We start from the raw sequence: 14750 nt of genomic DNA on the forward strand, positions 1-14750 counted from the left end.
CATCCATTCCACCACGAGAGACCTGACATGACCTACTCATCGCAACGTCGAACCCTGTTGCTGGCCGCGGCGACGGCGCCGCTCGTCCTGACCGTCACCGCGTGCGCGTCGTCGCCGCCCGCTGCCGCCGCGCAGGGCATTGCGTCGGCGACGTCGTTCGCCGCGCTCGAACGCGCGGCGGGCGGCCGTCTCGGCGTGTGCGCGATCGACGCCGCGAGCGGCCGGCGCGCGCAGTATCGCGCCGACGAGCGCTTCCCGTTCTGCAGCACGTTCAAGACGATGCTCAGTGCGGCGGTGCTCGCGCAAAGCGTCGAGCGTCCGGGGCTGCTGCAGCAGCGCGTGACGTACGGGCAGGGCGATCTCGTCAACTATTCGCCGGTGTCGAGCAAGCATGTCGGCACCGGCATGACGGTCGCGGCGCTGTGCGAGGCGGCGATTCAATACAGCGACAACTCGGCTGCGAACCTGTTGATGAAGATGATCGGCGGGCCGTCGGCGGTGACGGCGTATGCGCGCTCGATCGGCGACGACACCTTCCGGCTCGATCGCTGGGAGACCGAACTGAATACCGCGTTGCCGGGCGACCTGCGCGACACGACGACGCCGGCCGCGATGGCCGCGAGCGTGCATGTGCTCACGCTCGGCGATGCGCTGCCTGGCGTGCAGCGTGCGCAACTCGTCGCATGGCTGCGCGGCAACAAGGTCGGCGACAAGCGGATTCGGGCGGGCGTGCCGACCGGCTGGCAGGTGGCCGACAAGACCGGCACGGGCGACTACGGGACGACCAACGATGCGGGGGTGATGTGGCCGCCGTCCGGCGCGCCGATCGTGCTGGTGGTGTACTACACGCAGACGCGCGCCGATGCGAAGGCGAAGGACGACGTGATCGCCGCGGCGGCGCGCATCGCGGTCGCGACGTTCGGCTGAGCGGGCGGCGTGGCGTGCGTGAGCGAGCGCTCGATGCACGCCGTGCCGCTATCGTGACCGGCCCATCGAAACGTTGTGCGATCAACGACTTAGGTCACGCATGCTCAGGATATCCACATCCTTGCCAACAAAAATTGTGGACAAGCCTGCGAGCACACGCGGCAGGCGCCGCACGAACCTGCGTGCCCGGTTCGAGGCGGCGCCGACAAAGTCTTTCGGATCAAGCGCTTGGGCACGGTATGCGCAGGCTATCCACAAGCTTGCCAACAAAAATTGTGGACAAGCCTGCGCCGTTGCCCGCAAGACGTTCAGCTCTGCCGATCGTCGACGTTGGGCCAGCGCGCGAACGCGAACACCCACAGCATGATGAAGTTGAGGATCGGGACGAACATCGTCAGGATCCACCAGCCCGAATGTCCGGTACGCCGAACGATGCGCACGTACGGATAGATGACGATGGCGACGAGCACGAGAGAAACGAGCAACTGCCACGCGGTGAAGTGTTCCATGGTCTGCCTCGGAATGATGTGTCGTTGTGCGGCGCCGGCGGAACGGCCGGCCCGTTGTGCAGACGCGCGCGGCCGGTGACGCTGGGCCGTGCGCGGCTCGCGTGATCTTGACGCGCGGGATGCAGAGGCGTCAAGGCACGGGCAGCGTGCGGGCAGTGCGTCGCTGCTGCGCCGGATCGTCCGTTTGCGCGCGCGGTGGCCGCGCACTGCCGAAACTGTGACGCCGCGCATGAATCGTAGGCCGATCAACGGGTTAGCGCATGCGTGCGCACGATATCCACAAGCTTGCCAACACAATCTGTGGGTAAGTATTGCGGCGGTCGAATCATGCGTCGCCGCGGTGCCGGCGTGGCATCGTGACGCGAAGTGCGGCGAAGCGGCGCGTATGACAGCCCTGCACGCGCCGCGTCTGCATCACCCGTGCCAAAGTCCATCGGATCAAGGGCTTAGCGCCGCGGTGCGCAGGATATCCACAAGCTTGCCAACATTTTCTGTGGAGAAGTCCGGATGCGCGATCGGCCGGCATGACACCGGATGCAACGCGCGGCGTGCGCTCACGCAGTACAGATACCGGCGACCGCGACCTTCTGGAACAGGTGCGGGCTCGCGACGGCCGACGACGGATAGGCCGAGAGTTTCGCGGCGAACTCGGGATGCGTGAACGCGGCGCGAAACGCGTCGGTCGATTCCCAGATCGCGTAGTTGAAGTAGGTCGGACTGTCGCCGAGCGCGCGATGCAGTTGGGTCGACATGAATCCCGGCTGCCGTTTCATGAACGCGGCGTCGTCCTGCCACACGGCGAGGAAGTCCGCTTCGTCTGCCGGATCGAGCGTGAAGACGTTGACGAGCACGACGGGTTGCGCGTCGATGCCGAGCTGCTGCTGGATCGGAAAATTCGGGTCCATCGGTTTGAAGTGGGACATGGAAGCTCCTGTGGGGAAAGGGTCGATCACGCTTGTCCGTCCGGCGCATGCGCGCTGGACATCGCCGACAGCACGCGGATCGCCGCATCCAGATCGGCCGAACTGAATTCGCCGGAGATGTCGCGCACATGCTGCTGCCATTGCTCGACCACGGCCTGATATGCGGCAGCGCCGCGCGGTGTCAGCGAATACAGCGGCGAGCGCTTGTGCGTCGGGTTCGGCAGCGGCTGCACCAGGCCTTCTTCCACCAGCACGTTGATCTGCTTCAACACCGCCTGCCGGGTGATGCCCATGGCGGCGGCGATCTGCGGGATGTTCGGCGCGTCGGGCGTCATCGAGATGGCGCCCAGCACTTGCCAGCGCGCGCTGGTCAGGCCGTGCGGCGCGGCAAACGTGTTGCCCCATTCGATCAGCAGGCCGTTCAGCCGGAAGACGGACAGCGCGACGGCGGTCAACTTGGCGGGTTTCGTCATGGCGAATACGCGGGATAAATTGACAACCAGTTTACGAAATAGACAACTGGTTGTCAAGTTGGACAGTATGGGGCCGGTGACGGATGGAAGTACGGGGGAGGCGGGCGATTGTCGCGTCGACGTGTGCCGCGATGTGAGGCGGGCTGGCGCATTCGCTGCGCACGACTGCCAAACCCTTTCCGATCAATGGCTTGTCGTCGTTAGCGGCGGGTTGTCCACAAGCTTGCCAACACAATCTGTGGACAAGCCGCGCGTCAGGCCGGCACGGGGAACCGCACCGTCACGGTCAGGCCGCGCCCGCCTTGCGTCGTGCCGAGCGCGACCGTCGCGCGATGCTGTTCGGCGATCCGCTTGACGATCGACAGCCCGAGCCCGCTGCCCGACGACGTGGCCGTCTGCGCGCGTTCGCCGCGATAGAAGCGCTCCCACACATCGGTGCGCTCGGCCTCGGGGATGCCGGGGCCGTCGTCGGCGACTTCGAGCACCGGCGTCGCGCCGTCGATGCGTGCGGACACGTCGACGCGCGCACCGTCGCCCGCGTAGCGGATCGCGTTGTCGACGAGGTTGTTCAGCAGCACGCGCAGCGTGTCCGGATTGCCCGCGGCCATTACCGGAGACGATACGATCGCGCCGAGATCGATGCGGTGCGCGTCGGCGACGCGCGCGCGATCGGAGACCACGGACCGGCACAGCGCGGCGAGATCGACGGGGGCAGACGCGGAGGCCTGCACGTCGGGCTCGAGGCGCGCGAGCGTCAGCAACTGTTCGGCGAGGTGGCCGAGGCGCGTCGTGCCGGCGTGGATCTGCGCGAGGATCTGCTCGCGCTCGTCGGGGCTCGCCGCGCGCCGCAGCAATTGCGACTGGATCGACAGCCCCATGATCGGCGTGCGCAGCTCGTGCGCGGCATCGGCGATGAAATGCCGCTGCAGCGTGAACGAGCGGTCGAGCCGCGCGAGCAGGTCGTTGATCGCTTCCGCGAGCGGGCGGACCTCGTTCGGCATCGACGCGACGTCGACCGGTTCGAGATTGTTTGCATTCCTGCGCTTCAGTCCGGCCGCGATCGTGCGCAGCGGCCGCAGCCCCGCGCCGATGCCGAACCACAGACCGATCGCGAGCACGGGCAGCATCGAGAACACCGGCCACAGCAGATGCACGGCGATGCCCGCGATCGCTTCCCAGCGTGCGTGGCGCGCCTGCGCGAGCCGGATCGTGGTGCCGCCGCGTTCGGTGACGTAGGTGCGCCACGGCTGGCCGCCGACGTCGACGCTCGCGATGCCCGTCTGCGCGGGCGGCGGCAGTGACGAGTCGCGATCGGTCGAATAGACGAGCGTGCCGTTGCGCCACACCTGCAGCAGCACCGCGTCGGGGTCGCTCGCCTCGAAATCGTGCTTGCCGTCGCCACCATTGCGGAACGACAGCTCGCCGTTCGGGCCGACGACGATCTGCTTCGACATGCTGCGCATCTGGTCGTCGAGCAGGTCGTCGAGCTCGCGCAGCGCGCCCCAGTAGGTGCCCGCGCTCGCGACCAGCCCGATCACGCAGGCCGCGGGCAGCAGCCACATCAGCAGCCGCCGCCGCAGCGACGCGCTGCGCCAGCGCGCGATCGCCTGCTGCAGCCGCGTCATGTGCCGTCACCGATCCGGTAGCCGACGCCGCGCACCGTGCGGATCATGTCGTGGCCCAGTTTCTTGCGCAGGTTGTGGATATGCACCTGCACCGCGTTGCTCTCGATTTCCTCGCCCCAGCTATAGAGCCGCTCCTCGAACTGCTCGCGCGAGATCACCGCGCCCGGGTCGCGCATCAGTTCGTGCAGCAACACGAATTCCTTCGGCGACAGCGTGACTTCGTCGTCGTTGAGCCACACCAGGTGCTTGATCGGATCGAGCCGGAGCGGGCCGATCGCGAGCGTCGTCTGCGCGCGCCCGGCATGACGGCGGTTGACCGCGCGAATGCGGGCGAGCAGTTCCTCGAGCACGAACGGCTTGACGAGGTAGTCGTCGGCGCCGCTGTCGAGGCCGGCGATGCGGTCGGGCACGCCGTCGCGCGCGGTGATGATGATGGCGGGCAGCGTTTCGTCGCGGCGGCGCAGCGACGCGAGCACCGACAGGCCGTCGCGGTTCGGCAGCCCGAGGTCGAGCAGCAGCAGGCCGTAGCCGGTCGAGCGCAGCGCCAGCGACGCGGCGTCGCCGTCCTTCACCCAGTCGACCGCGAAGCCCTCTTGTCGGAGGCCCTGTTCGAGCCCGCTGCCGATCAGCGGATCGTCCTCGACGAGCAGTACGCGCATGGATTCGTGTCTCTTCATGGGCGCGAGCGCCCGGGGTTCCCATGATAAGCGCAGGTGTCTTAGCCCCAGCTTAAAGGCCGGCTGCCGGCCGCATTTCGTACTCGTCCAATGCGGCACCGTGTCGCTTCTGCATCGCCTTCAGGTTTGCTTAATCTTACGGTCCGTAATCTCTGGCCGTCGCGTTCATCGAGGCGCGGCGCCATATCGAAGAAGGGGAATCCAATCATGAAACACCTGGCCCGCATCCTGACCGTCGCGCTCGCCGTGCTGCCCGCCGCCGTCTACGCGCAATACACCGGGCCGTCCGCGCTGACGACCACCACCGTGAAGGAGCTGCTCGCGAACGGCAAGGACGACCAGCACGTGCAGTTGCAGGGGCGTATCGTCAAGCGCGTCGGCGGCGAGGATTACGAGTTCGCCGATGCGACCGGCACGATCCGCGTCGAGATCGACGACAAGCTGTGGGCCGCCGGCCAGCCCGTCAGCGACAAGAGCGAAGTGAAGGTGACCGGCGAATTCGAGCGCAAGTGGTCGGGCCGCGTGAAGGTCGACGCCGACCACGTCGAAGTGCTGCGCTGACCGGTGCGCGCGGGGCCGGTGATACCATGAGCGACCGGTTCCCGTTCCCACCAAGATGGCCGCCACTTTTGACGAACTCGCGTCCCGGATCCGGGCGCAATTTTCCGAACTGAGCCCGCAATTCCAGGCGGGTGCTGCATTTCTGCTCGATCATCCCGACGAAGTCGCCACTTCGTCGATGCGCAAGGTCGCGCAGCGCGCGCAGGTACAGCCTGCATCGCTCGTGCGGCTTGCGCAGCAATTCGGGTTCCCCGGCTGGAACGAGCTGCGCGACCTGTGCGTCGCGCGCGTGCGTACGCGCCCGGAGCCGCTCACGCAGCGTGCGCGTTCGCTGGTACGCCCCGACGCGAAGGCGTCGCTCGCGCACGACCTGCTCGCCGCGCAGCAGCACAATCTCGCGGCCACCGCCGCGCAGAACGAGCACACGCTCGTGGACGCCGCGAAGCTGATCCGCAAGGCGTCGCACGTGCACGTCGCGGGGTTCCGGTCGTGCTATCCGGTCGCGTTCGGATTCGTGTACGGCTACCGGCTGTTCCGGCCGACCGTGTCGCTGCTCAACGGCGTCGCCGGCTCGCTCGAGATGGAGCTGCGCACGATCGCGAAGCACAGCGTGACCGTGATCGTCAGCTTCGCGCCGTATTCGGCGGAAGCGACGCGCGTCGCGCAGGCCGCGAAGGCGCAGGGCAGCAAGATCGTCGCGATCACCGACAGCGCGGTGTCGCCGATCGCGCTGCATGCGGACGCGCAACTGATCTTCACGCACGACAGCCCGTCGTTCTTTCCGTCGCTGGTCGCCGCGCACGCGATGGCCGAGGCGCTGGTCGCGCAGTTGCTGGCGCTCGAAGGCAGCGATGCGATCGCGGCGCTCGAGCGCACCGAAGCCGAGCTGCATGCGAAGGGTGCGTACGTCGTATGACCGCACCCGCGGCTTCGATCTCCGGTTTTCCCGATTCCTCCCGATGCAACCGATGACGCTCGAATACGAAGTGACCGACGCCGGCGATGCGGACGTGCGCAAGCAGATCGCGGCGCCGCTCGTCCGGTTCAACGAAAGCCAGGTCGGCCCGAACGCATTCCGGCCGCTGGCCGTGCTCGCGACCGATGCCGACGGCGCGGTGGTGGGCGGCCTGTGGGGCGGCACGGCCTTCGGCTGGCTGCACGTCGATCTGCTGGTGGTGCCCGAGGCGGCGCGCGGGCAGGGTGCCGGCACGCGCATCATGGATCTCGCCGAAGCGGAAGCCGTCGCGCGCGGCTGTCATGGCGCGTGGCTCGACACGTTCGATTTCCAGGCGCGGCCGTTCTACGAGAAACGCGGTTATGTCCGCTTCGGCGAATTGCCGGATTATCCGGCCGGGCATACGCGCATTTTCCTGACGAAGCGACTCGTGCGCTGAGGGCGTTGCGTGCGCGGGGCATCGCCGTCCACGCGCGGTGCGGCGGTTGACGAGCCGGGCGGCGCTCGCCTAGCATACCGGTCATGCGATGCAGGTCGCTTCCGGGTCCGCGGAAAGGGTTGAACCCACCTGTCGCAGCCACTCCAGTCTTTCCCCTGTCCTTTGTGCTGGCGGTATTGCGGACCTTCGGCCATTTCTGCACGAGGATCCGCATGAACAAGCTGCCTCTCAAGGCCCATCCCGATCATCTGAAAAAGCAGGCCAAGGCATTGTTGCGCCTGTACCGGCAGCGCGACCCGGATGCGCTCGCGCGCTTCGTCCGCTCGCTTCCCGCCGCCGCGCACCGCACGCTCGACGACGTCGTCGGGCTCGACCTGCGGCTGCACGATGCGCAGTCCTGCATCGCGCGCGAATACGGTTTTGCGTCGTGGGCCGATCTCGGCGTGTTCGTCGAAACGCAGGCGCTCGCGCGGCACGAGCGGTCGCAGCTGATTCGCCGCTGGCTCGGCCTTGCCTATGGCGGCGACGTGACCGGCAGCGTCGATGCGGGCCGGCCGCGCGTCGCCGCGCAACTGCTGCGCGAGCAGCCGGGCCTCGTCGGCGACGAGCCGACCGTCGCCTGTGCGGCCGGCGATCTCGACGCGGTGATGCGGGCCACGGCCGCCGACCCTGGATGGGTCGCGCGGGCGGGCGGCGTGTTGAATCTGCCGCCGCTCGTCGCGGTCACGCATTCGCGGCTTGGCCTGATCCCTGAGTTCGCCGCGAAGTTGCGTGCCTGCGCGCGCCATCTGCTCGATGCCGGCGCCGACCCGAACCAGCGGATCGGCAACCGCTTTCCGCCGGCGTCGCTGGCCGCGCCTGACGACTCGGGCCCGCTGTCGGCGCTTTACGGCGCCGCCGGCGTCATTCGCGATCCGGTTCTGACGGCGATGCTGCTGGAAGCCGGCGCCGATCCGAACGACGGCGAATCGCTGTATCACTCGCTGGAGAATCCGGCGTGCACGCGCGTGCTGCTCGAGCAGGGCGCGCGGGTGAGCGGGACGAACGCGCTGCGGCGCGCGCTGGACGTGCCCGATGCCGACGCGCTCGAACTGCTGCTCGCGCATGGCGGCGATCCGAACGAGCCGGCCGGCGCAGGGCCGACGCAGGCGTGGGGCGCGCCGTTGTTGCGCGCGATCGCCGTGCGTTGCTCGGCCCGCCACGTCGCCGCGTTGCTGGCGGCCGGCGCCGATCCGCGCGCGCGGACCGCCGCGGGCGTCAGCGCGTATCGGCTCGCGATGCAGACGGGGCTGTCCGACGTCGCGGCGGCGTTGCGCGCGACCGGCGCCGACGAGCCGCTGGACGCGGCAGACGCGTTCGTCGCGGCTTGCGCGCGCGGCGATGCCGCCGACGCACGGCGCATCCAGGCCCGGCATCCGGCGCTTCCGCGGGCACTGCCGGAAGACCGGCTGCGCTTGCTGCCGGACGCGGCCGCGTGGGGTTCGGTCGATGCGGTGAAGGTCATGGTCGAACTGGGCTGGCCGATCGCCGCGCGCGGCGGCGACTGGGACGCGAGCGCGCTCAATCACGCGGTGTTCCGCGGCGACGCGGCGTTGCTGACGTTCCTGCTCGAACACGGCGCAAGCTGGCGCGACGTGCACGGCTTCGGGAGCGACGCACTCGGTACGCTGTCGTGGGCGTCGGTCAACGAGCCGGGCGGCGTCGGCGACGCCGACTGGGAAGCCTGCGCTCGCGTGCTGCGCACACACGGCGTGCCGCGCGCGGCGCGTGATCCGTCGAATCCGGAAGCGGTGCTGATCGACGGCCGGACGATGCGGTTCTCCGACGAGGTGGCGGACGTGCTGCTGGGTCTCGACGGGCCAGAGCCCGTATCGAGCTGATGGCGTAGCGAGCGGGTGCGGGCAGTGCCTGCGGCGCATCGCATATGACGCAGCGACACTTCGGCTGATGCTGAAACGTTGCGTGCACGATACGCGTAAGCTGACCCGTCAACCTCATTCGGGAGTCCGTGATGACCCGCTCCGACCTTCAAGCCCGCCACGCCGAAGCTTTCCGCGCACTGCACGCCCGCCCCGGCGCATTCATCATCCCGAACCCGTGGGACGCCGGCACTGCCCGGCTGCTCGCGATGGCCGGCTTTGAAGCGCTCGCCACGACGAGCGCCGGCTTCGCGTATTCGAAAGGGCTGCCCGACAACGCGATCGGCCGCGACGCGATGCTTGCGCACATCGCCGAGATCGCGGCGGCGGGCGGCCTGCCGGTGAGCGCCGATCTGGAGAACGGCTTCGGCGACGCGCCCGAGACGGTGGCCGACACGATCCGGCTCGCCGCGCAAGCCGGTGCGGTCGGCGGCTCGATCGAGGACGCGACCGGCCGCACCGATGCGCCGATCTATCCGCACGACGCGGCGGTCGAGCGGATCGCCGCGGCCGTCGCGGCGGCGCACGCATTACCGTTCCCGTTCACGCTGACCGCGCGCTGCGAAAACTACCTGCATGGCCGGCGTGATCTGGCCGATACGATCGCGCGGCTGGTCGCGTATCGCGACGCGGGCGCCGACGTGCTGTACGCGCCGGGCCTGACCGATCCCGACGACATCGCGGCAGTCACGCGTGCGGTGAACGCGCCCGTCAACGTCGTGATGGGGCTGCAAGGCGGGTTGTTGAGCCGCGATGCGCTCGCGGCGCTCGGCGTGAAGCGCATCAGCGTCGGCGGCGCGCTCGCCCGTGCCGCGCTCGGCGCGTTCCTGCGCGGGGCGACGGAAATGGCGCGCGACGGCACGTTCACGTTCGCGCAGGCGGCGGTGCCGGGGCGCGACCTCGATCGCTGGTTTGCCGCGCCGGACAATTCCCGCGTTTCGTTTGCGCAATGAGCATTCGATAAAACGAGGGAACGTTTTCACGTTGAAAACGAATTGACAGTAATCAAGAGAAATCGCCGTCGATTTGAAGTTCGATGACGGCGGAATTGACTTCGTTTATTCTCCGCACTTCAGCCGTTCGACCGGATCCGGCGCGCAAGCCCCGCCGGTTCTGGCGATCGGCGATCCGCCAGGTGCATTGATCGTACATATTGTTGCGATTTCCCGACTGGTTCCTTTCGATTTTATGGAGTTGCCGTTTATTTTTCGGATTGGTAATCTGCGGCGCAGTCAAATGAGCGACAGGCAGGCCGTCGGAAAATGAATATATAAAAGTCGAGAAAGCGATGACGATCCGAGAGAATCCCCGCAGTGGCTTTCGCGTCGGCGATGTCGTGACGCTGAAAACCGGCGGCCCGCGCATGACCGTCACCTATGCCGGGCCGGTCGTGTTCGACGATGCCGACTGGCTGATTTGCCAGTGGTTCGACGACAGCGGCCACTTCCGGCAGGAAATGTTCCACCACGAAACGGTGGTGGCCGAGCCGCGCGCGATTTCGGCCGGGCGCGTCCGCATGCGCATGCAGGCGCACCGCTATCGGTCGGCGGCCTGACGCCGGCTGTTTCGCTGCGGCGCGGCGCCAGCCGCCCGGGTAGTGCTGCACTGCCGCAGCCCGCGCTGCCCGCACTTCGACATTTCACGTCAGTCCGAAACGAGCGGCCGCGCAGTGCGTCGATACTGCACGCATGAACCCGACCGATCCGATTGCCGCGGTCACGCACCGCGATCCCTATCCGTACTACGCGACGCTCGTCGACGGGCCGCCGCTCGCGTTCGATGCCACGCTCGGCCTTTGGGTCGCGAGCCGTGCAGCGAGCGTGACGGCCGTGCTCGGCCATCCCGCATGTCGCGTCAGGCCGCTTGACGCGCCCGTGCCGCCCGCCTTGCGCGGCACGACGGCAGGCGCGCTGTTTGGCGAACTGGTGCGCATGAACGATGGCGCGCTGCGGCATGACGTGCCGAAGCATGCGTTGCGCACCGCGTTCGCGCCGCTCGATGCACACGCGCTGCGCGAGCGGGCCGCGCAGCTTGCCGGCAGCCGGCTGCGCGCGCCGCACGATGCCGACGCGCTGAACGCGTGGTGCCTGACGGCGCCCGTATGCGCGGTCGCGGACCTGCTCGGCTTCGACGATACGCAGCTCGACGGGATCGCCGCGCGGGTCGTCGATTTCGTCGCCGCGTTGTCGCCGCTGTCGGACGACGCGGCGCTGGCCCGCGCGAGCGAGGCCGCGCGGGACTTGCTGGACCGGATGACCGAGCGCGTTGCGCATACGCATGCGCGGGACGGCTCGCTCGTCGCAGCGGTTCAACAGGTGGCGCGCGATGCGGGCTGGCAGGCGAGCGGCGCCCTGATCGCGAATCTCGTCGGATTGCTGTCGCAGACGTGCGAAGCGACGGCCGCATGGCTCGGCAACGTGCTGGTGGCGTGGGACGAGATGGCGGCTCACCGGACGGAGCGCGAACGCGCGATGCCGGACGCCGCCGCGCTGGACGGATTCGTCGCCGAAGTCGGGCGATTCGATTCGCCGGTGCAGAACACGCGCCGCTTCGTCGCGGCGCGCACGACGATCGAGGGCGTGACCGTCGACGCGGGCGCGGCGATTCTCGTCGTGCTCGCGGCCGCGAATCGCGATCCGGCCGTGCATCGCGACCCGCATCGGCTGCTGCCCGGTCGCGCACCGGGCCCGAATTTCGGGTTCGGCACGGGGCCGCACGGTTGCCCGGGCGAGCGGATCGCGCGGGCCGTGACGGCGGGGGCGTTCGACGCGTGGTTGCGTGCGGGCGGCGGGGCGCCGCGCGACAGGCTGGTGTGGGACTACCGGGCGTCGACCAACGTCAGGATGCCGAACTTCGGCACGGCCCGGTAAGCGGAAAAACGGGACTCAACGGCAGCCTTGCTTCTCCGCCCATTGCTCCTGGGCGGCGACGCGGCGCTGCACGCGTTCGACGAGACCGGTCGAGAAGGTGCGCATGCTGATGCCGTGGCGCTTCGCGAGGATGGTCTGCGCGACATCGGCTTGCGGGTTGGGCTGAAGCGCCCAGTACAGCGTCATCAGCCAGCCGATGCCCGTCCACGCGAACAGCGCGTTGAACATCGCGATCATCAGCTTGTCGTGCCGGCCGCGCCGGTCGGCGACGATGGCCGGGAAGAAATAGAGTGCGACCGCTGCGACCGAACCGGCGATATCTATCAAGACTGCGTCATGCATGTTGCTGCTCCAACCGAACTGCAATGAGACCGATTGTCGCGCTTTTTCGGTTTGCGTGCAGACAATTGATTGTTGCGTTTTTAATGACGATCAGCGTGCCGCGGCACCTTCCGGCTGTCCATCGTTGCTCAGCGCGAAACCTTCGTCCAGCCAGCCCGTGACGCCGCCGATCATCAGCTTCACCGGACGACCCAGGCGCGCAAGCCGGATCGCCGCGCGTGCGGCGCCGTTGCAGTGCGGGCCCGCGCAATAGACGACGAACAGCGTGTCGGCCGGGTGGTCGGCGAGCTTGCCGGCGACGATCTTGCGGTGCGGCAGGTTGAGGGCGCCGGGCAGGTGGCCGCGCGCAAACAGGTCCGGACCACGGACGTCGAGCAGCACGAAGTCGGGCGCGCCCGATGCAAGCGCGTCGTGTACGTCCCAGCAGTCGGTCTCGAAGCGCAGCGACGCGTCGAAATGGGCGAGAGCGGCGGCGCTGTCGGCGGCGGGGACGTCGGTGACGAATGACATGAAATACGCTCCTGAAGGACGGCGCGAAGTGCACCGGAATGAGGGGCAGTATCGCGGTTCGGCGGCCGTCGCGGCAGTGGCGCGATCGACAAGTTCCGGTAACATCACGCCATGCACAATCATCTCGTCGTCGCGCTCGCCTACGATCGCCTCTGCACGTTCGAATTCGGCTGCGTGGTCGAACTGTTCGCGCTCGAGCGCCCGGAACTGGGCGTCGACTGGTATCGCTTCGCGGTCTGCGCGAGTGAGCCGGGGCCGGTGCGCGCGGCGGGCGGCATCACGGTCGCCGCGCCGTATCGTCTCGCGACGCTCGATCGCGCGGACACCATCGTGATCCCCGGCTGGCGCGATCCGGACGAGCTGCCGCCCGAACCGTTGCTCAAGAAGCTGCGGGCCGCACATCGTCGCGGCGCGCGGCTTGCTTCGATCTGCTCGGGCGTGTTCGTGCTCGCGGCGGCCGGCGTGCTCGACGGGCTGACCGTCACGACGCACTGGCGCTACGCGGAGCGCCTGCAGGCGCGCTATCCGGCGCTGCGCGTGAACCCCGATGCGCTGTACGTCGACGAAGGGCAGGTGATCACGTCGGCCGGCTCGGCGGCGGGGCTCGACATGTTGCTGCATCTCGTGCGCCGCGATCACGGCGGTGCGATCGCGAATCGCGTTGCGCAGCGCCTCGTGCTGCCGCCGCATCGCGACGGCGGGCAGGCGCAGTTCGTGCCGCGCCCGGTCGCCCCCGGCGGCAGCGACCGGATCGCGAAGCTGATCGACTGGATGCGCGCGCATGCGGCCGAGCCGCACACGCTTGCGTCGCTGGCCGCGCAGGCCGCAATGAGCACGCGCACGCTGCAGCGCCAGTTCGCCGATGCGACGGGGATGTCGCCGCTCACGTGGCTGATCCGGGAGCGCGTGAACGTCGCGAAGGACATGCTCGAAACGCATCCCGCGCTGTCGCTCGCGCAGGTCGCCGAGCGCGCGGGCTTCGGCTCCGAGGAGTCGCTGCGCCGGCATTTCCGGCGCGTCGCGGCGACGAGCCCCGCCGCGTATCGGCGCGGGATGGATCGTGGCGTCAGGCCGCCGGACGCGTAAGCATCGCGTCTCCCGCTGCAGCAGCGGTGCCCGACCGTTGTTCATTTCTTGCTGACTTCAAGCGCGCGTAAGATGGCGGTCGCCGTGCGGCGATCCTGTTCACGCGTGCTGCGCATCCCGTGCCGCTGCAGGAAGCCGCCATTGACTCATCACAACGACAAGGACAATCACCATGGGCCTGCTGGGCAAGCTGTTCGGAAAGAAACCGCGTGACGAAGCGGCAACGCCCACGCCGCAGCAAGACGCGAGCGAAGCAAGCAACGCGAACGAGCAGGGTGAGCGCGCGCCCGACATCGCGCCGGAACTCGCGCCTGCGCTGAAGGCATTCCAGGCCGGCCGGCACGAGGCCGCGATCGCGGCGGCCGCGCCGCACGTGGAGCGGCTGGCCGATGCGGCGCGCCTGTGCGCGCTGTCGTACTCGGCGATGAAGCGTTACCAGGAAGCGTTTCCTTACTGGCTCGCGCTGTTCCAGCACGAGCCGAGCGCGCACAACGCGGTGCAGCTCGCGACGACGTCCGTGATGTGCGACGAAGTGGAGCGCGGCGAAGCGTGGATGGAGAAGGCGGCCGAGGTCAATCACGACACGCACGAGCAGTCGGACGTCGCCGCGCGCGTGAACTTCATTTCGGCGCTGATGCAAAGCGGCCACGTGCGCGAAGCGCTGCCGCATCTGGCATGGGTGCGCGACGTGTACGGCCACGTGCGCATTACCGACTCGAATTTCCTCTACATGCGCGGCATTCCGTTCTTCTCGTCGTTCCTCGAGAACAGCCTCGACATCCTGAAGGCCACTCAGCCGGCCGACGCGATCGCGCCGTGGTACGGAGAACTGAAGGGCAAGCTCGACGAGGAGGGCGAAGCGCAGCTTGCTGCGTGGGTCGGTCAATTGCCCGCATAACCTGCGGGCCGTCACGCGTGACGACGCCGGCCGCGT

The 14750-nt window shown here is 68.4% G+C and carries 18 protein-coding genes; 11 read left to right on the forward strand and 7 right to left on the reverse strand.

What is annotated here, in order from left to right:
- Nucleotides 1–27 precede the first annotated feature (27 nt).
- Complete coding sequence (gene blaPEN-bcc / locus BX604_RS14885) at nucleotides 28–927, forward strand: PEN family class A beta-lactamase, Bcc-type (RefSeq protein ID WP_098551460.1); 900 nt, start codon at nucleotides 28–30, stop codon at nucleotides 925–927.
- Nucleotides 928–1235: 308 nt separating this feature from the next.
- On the opposite strand, the gene BX604_RS14895 is transcribed toward blaPEN-bcc, so the two are convergent.
- The 5 genes from BX604_RS14895 to BX604_RS14915 form a co-directional block, all read right to left on the reverse strand.
- Nucleotides 1236–1436, reverse strand: a complete 201-nt coding sequence (locus tag BX604_RS14895; protein ID WP_098551462.1) for a hypothetical protein — start codon at nucleotides 1434–1436, stop codon at nucleotides 1236–1238.
- Between the two features lie 554 nt (nucleotides 1437–1990).
- Nucleotides 1991–2359, reverse strand: a complete 369-nt coding sequence (locus BX604_RS14900) for an antibiotic biosynthesis monooxygenase family protein (protein ID WP_098551463.1) — start codon at nucleotides 2357–2359, stop codon at nucleotides 1991–1993.
- Between the two features lie 26 nt (nucleotides 2360–2385).
- Nucleotides 2386–2832 (reverse strand): MarR family winged helix-turn-helix transcriptional regulator, encoded by a 447-nt coding sequence (locus tag BX604_RS14905; RefSeq protein WP_098551464.1) that lies wholly within the window; start codon nucleotides 2830–2832, stop codon nucleotides 2386–2388.
- Between the two features lie 254 nt (nucleotides 2833–3086).
- Complete coding sequence (locus tag BX604_RS14910) at nucleotides 3087–4457, reverse strand: ATP-binding protein (RefSeq protein WP_098551465.1); 1371 nt, start codon at nucleotides 4455–4457, stop codon at nucleotides 3087–3089.
- Entirely contained in the window at nucleotides 4454–5116 is a 663-nt protein-coding gene (locus BX604_RS14915; RefSeq protein WP_098552885.1) for a response regulator, read from the reverse strand. Before BX604_RS14915 ends, BX604_RS14910 begins: the two co-directional genes overlap by 4 nt.
- A gap of 225 nt (nucleotides 5117–5341) precedes the next feature.
- Between BX604_RS14915 and BX604_RS14920 the strand changes: the two genes are divergently transcribed.
- The 8 genes from BX604_RS14920 to BX604_RS14950 all read left to right on the forward strand — a co-directional run bounded on the left by BX604_RS14920 (nucleotide 5342) and on the right by BX604_RS14950 (nucleotide 11878).
- A complete protein-coding gene (locus BX604_RS14920) occupies nucleotides 5342–5695 on the forward strand; it encodes a YgiW/YdeI family stress tolerance OB fold protein (RefSeq protein ID WP_098551466.1) in 354 nt (117 codons plus the stop codon).
- A gap of 55 nt (nucleotides 5696–5750) precedes the next feature.
- Complete coding sequence (locus BX604_RS14925) at nucleotides 5751–6611, forward strand: MurR/RpiR family transcriptional regulator (protein ID WP_098551467.1); 861 nt, start codon at nucleotides 5751–5753, stop codon at nucleotides 6609–6611.
- A 52-nt stretch (nucleotides 6612–6663) separates the two neighbouring features.
- Nucleotides 6664–7089 (forward strand): GNAT family N-acetyltransferase, encoded by a 426-nt coding sequence (locus BX604_RS14930; RefSeq protein ID WP_098552886.1) that lies wholly within the window; start codon nucleotides 6664–6666, stop codon nucleotides 7087–7089.
- Nucleotides 7090–7301: 212 nt separating this feature from the next.
- Nucleotides 7302–8969: an ankyrin repeat domain-containing protein gene (locus BX604_RS14935; RefSeq protein WP_098551468.1), complete on the forward strand. Its 1668-nt coding sequence runs from the start codon at nucleotides 7302–7304 to the stop codon at nucleotides 8967–8969.
- 131 nt (nucleotides 8970–9100) lie between these two features.
- Nucleotides 9101–9961, forward strand: coding sequence for an isocitrate lyase/PEP mutase family protein (locus tag BX604_RS14940; RefSeq protein WP_098551469.1), 861 nt, complete (start codon nucleotides 9101–9103; stop codon nucleotides 9959–9961).
- A 73-nt stretch (nucleotides 9962–10034) separates the two neighbouring features.
- On the forward strand, nucleotides 10035–10274 hold the full coding sequence (locus tag BX604_RS38395) for a hypothetical protein (RefSeq protein WP_143748043.1): 240 nt from the start codon (nucleotides 10035–10037) through the stop codon (nucleotides 10272–10274).
- A gap of 22 nt (nucleotides 10275–10296) precedes the next feature.
- A complete protein-coding gene (locus BX604_RS14945) occupies nucleotides 10297–10563 on the forward strand; it encodes a YodC family protein (protein ID WP_098551470.1) in 267 nt (88 codons plus the stop codon).
- 133 nt (nucleotides 10564–10696) lie between these two features.
- Nucleotides 10697–11878 (forward strand): cytochrome P450, encoded by a 1182-nt coding sequence (locus BX604_RS14950; protein WP_098551471.1) that lies wholly within the window; start codon nucleotides 10697–10699, stop codon nucleotides 11876–11878.
- Nucleotides 11879–11893: 15 nt separating this feature from the next.
- Here BX604_RS14950 and BX604_RS14955 read toward each other — a convergent pair whose 3' ends face one another.
- Together BX604_RS14955 and BX604_RS14960 are read right to left on the reverse strand one after the other, a co-directional pair.
- A complete protein-coding gene (locus BX604_RS14955) occupies nucleotides 11894–12220 on the reverse strand; it encodes a superinfection immunity protein (protein ID WP_098551472.1) in 327 nt (108 codons plus the stop codon).
- Between the two features lie 90 nt (nucleotides 12221–12310).
- A complete protein-coding gene (locus BX604_RS14960; protein ID WP_098551473.1) occupies nucleotides 12311–12730 on the reverse strand; it encodes a rhodanese-like domain-containing protein in 420 nt (139 codons plus the stop codon).
- 111 nt (nucleotides 12731–12841) lie between these two features.
- On the opposite strand from BX604_RS14960, the gene ftrA reads away from it, so the two are divergent.
- The gene (gene ftrA, locus BX604_RS14965) at nucleotides 12842–13816 is read left to right on the forward strand and encodes a transcriptional regulator FtrA (protein ID WP_098551474.1); all 975 of its coding nucleotides are present in this window, start codon (nucleotides 12842–12844) and stop codon (nucleotides 13814–13816) included.
- Nucleotides 13817–13988: 172 nt separating this feature from the next.
- On the forward strand, nucleotides 13989–14714 hold the full coding sequence (locus tag BX604_RS14970) for a hypothetical protein (protein WP_098551475.1): 726 nt from the start codon (nucleotides 13989–13991) through the stop codon (nucleotides 14712–14714).
- Nucleotides 14715–14750 lie beyond the last annotated feature (36 nt).

The organism is Burkholderia sp. JKS000303 (assembly GCF_002563755.1).
GTDB lineage: Bacteria > Pseudomonadota > Gammaproteobacteria > Burkholderiales > Burkholderiaceae > Burkholderia > Burkholderia anthina_B.

Bases quoted from the DNA above. Each gene is read 5' to 3' on its own strand.
- blaPEN-bcc (WP_098551460.1), top strand. From the start codon at position 28: ATGACCTACTCATCGCAACGTCGAACCCTGTTGCTGGCCGCGGCGACG.
- BX604_RS14895 (WP_098551462.1), bottom strand. From the start codon at position 1,436: ATGGAACACTTCACCGCGTGGCAGTTGCTCGTTTCTCTCGTGCTCGTC.
- BX604_RS14900 (WP_098551463.1), bottom strand. From the start codon at position 2,359: ATGTCCCACTTCAAACCGATGGACCCGAATTTTCCGATCCAGCAGCAG.
- BX604_RS14905 (WP_098551464.1), bottom strand. From the start codon at position 2,832: ATGACGAAACCCGCCAAGTTGACCGCCGTCGCGCTGTCCGTCTTCCGG.
- BX604_RS14910 (WP_098551465.1), bottom strand. From the start codon at position 4,457: ATGACGCGGCTGCAGCAGGCGATCGCGCGCTGGCGCAGCGCGTCGCTG.
- BX604_RS14915 (WP_098552885.1), bottom strand. From the start codon at position 5,116: ATGCGCGTACTGCTCGTCGAGGACGATCCGCTGATCGGCAGCGGGCTC.
- BX604_RS14920 (WP_098551466.1), top strand. From the start codon at position 5,342: ATGAAACACCTGGCCCGCATCCTGACCGTCGCGCTCGCCGTGCTGCCC.
- BX604_RS14925 (WP_098551467.1), top strand. From the start codon at position 5,751: ATGGCCGCCACTTTTGACGAACTCGCGTCCCGGATCCGGGCGCAATTT.
- BX604_RS14930 (WP_098552886.1), top strand. From the start codon at position 6,664: ATGACGCTCGAATACGAAGTGACCGACGCCGGCGATGCGGACGTGCGC.
- BX604_RS14935 (WP_098551468.1), top strand. From the start codon at position 7,302: ATGAACAAGCTGCCTCTCAAGGCCCATCCCGATCATCTGAAAAAGCAG.
- BX604_RS14940 (WP_098551469.1), top strand. From the start codon at position 9,101: ATGACCCGCTCCGACCTTCAAGCCCGCCACGCCGAAGCTTTCCGCGCA.
- BX604_RS14945 (WP_098551470.1), top strand. From the start codon at position 10,297: ATGACGATCCGAGAGAATCCCCGCAGTGGCTTTCGCGTCGGCGATGTC.
- BX604_RS14950 (WP_098551471.1), top strand. From the start codon at position 10,697: ATGAACCCGACCGATCCGATTGCCGCGGTCACGCACCGCGATCCCTAT.
- BX604_RS14955 (WP_098551472.1), bottom strand. From the start codon at position 12,220: ATGCATGACGCAGTCTTGATAGATATCGCCGGTTCGGTCGCAGCGGTC.
- BX604_RS14960 (WP_098551473.1), bottom strand. From the start codon at position 12,730: ATGTCATTCGTCACCGACGTCCCCGCCGCCGACAGCGCCGCCGCTCTC.
- ftrA (WP_098551474.1), top strand. From the start codon at position 12,842: ATGCACAATCATCTCGTCGTCGCGCTCGCCTACGATCGCCTCTGCACG.
- BX604_RS14970 (WP_098551475.1), top strand. From the start codon at position 13,989: ATGGGCCTGCTGGGCAAGCTGTTCGGAAAGAAACCGCGTGACGAAGCG.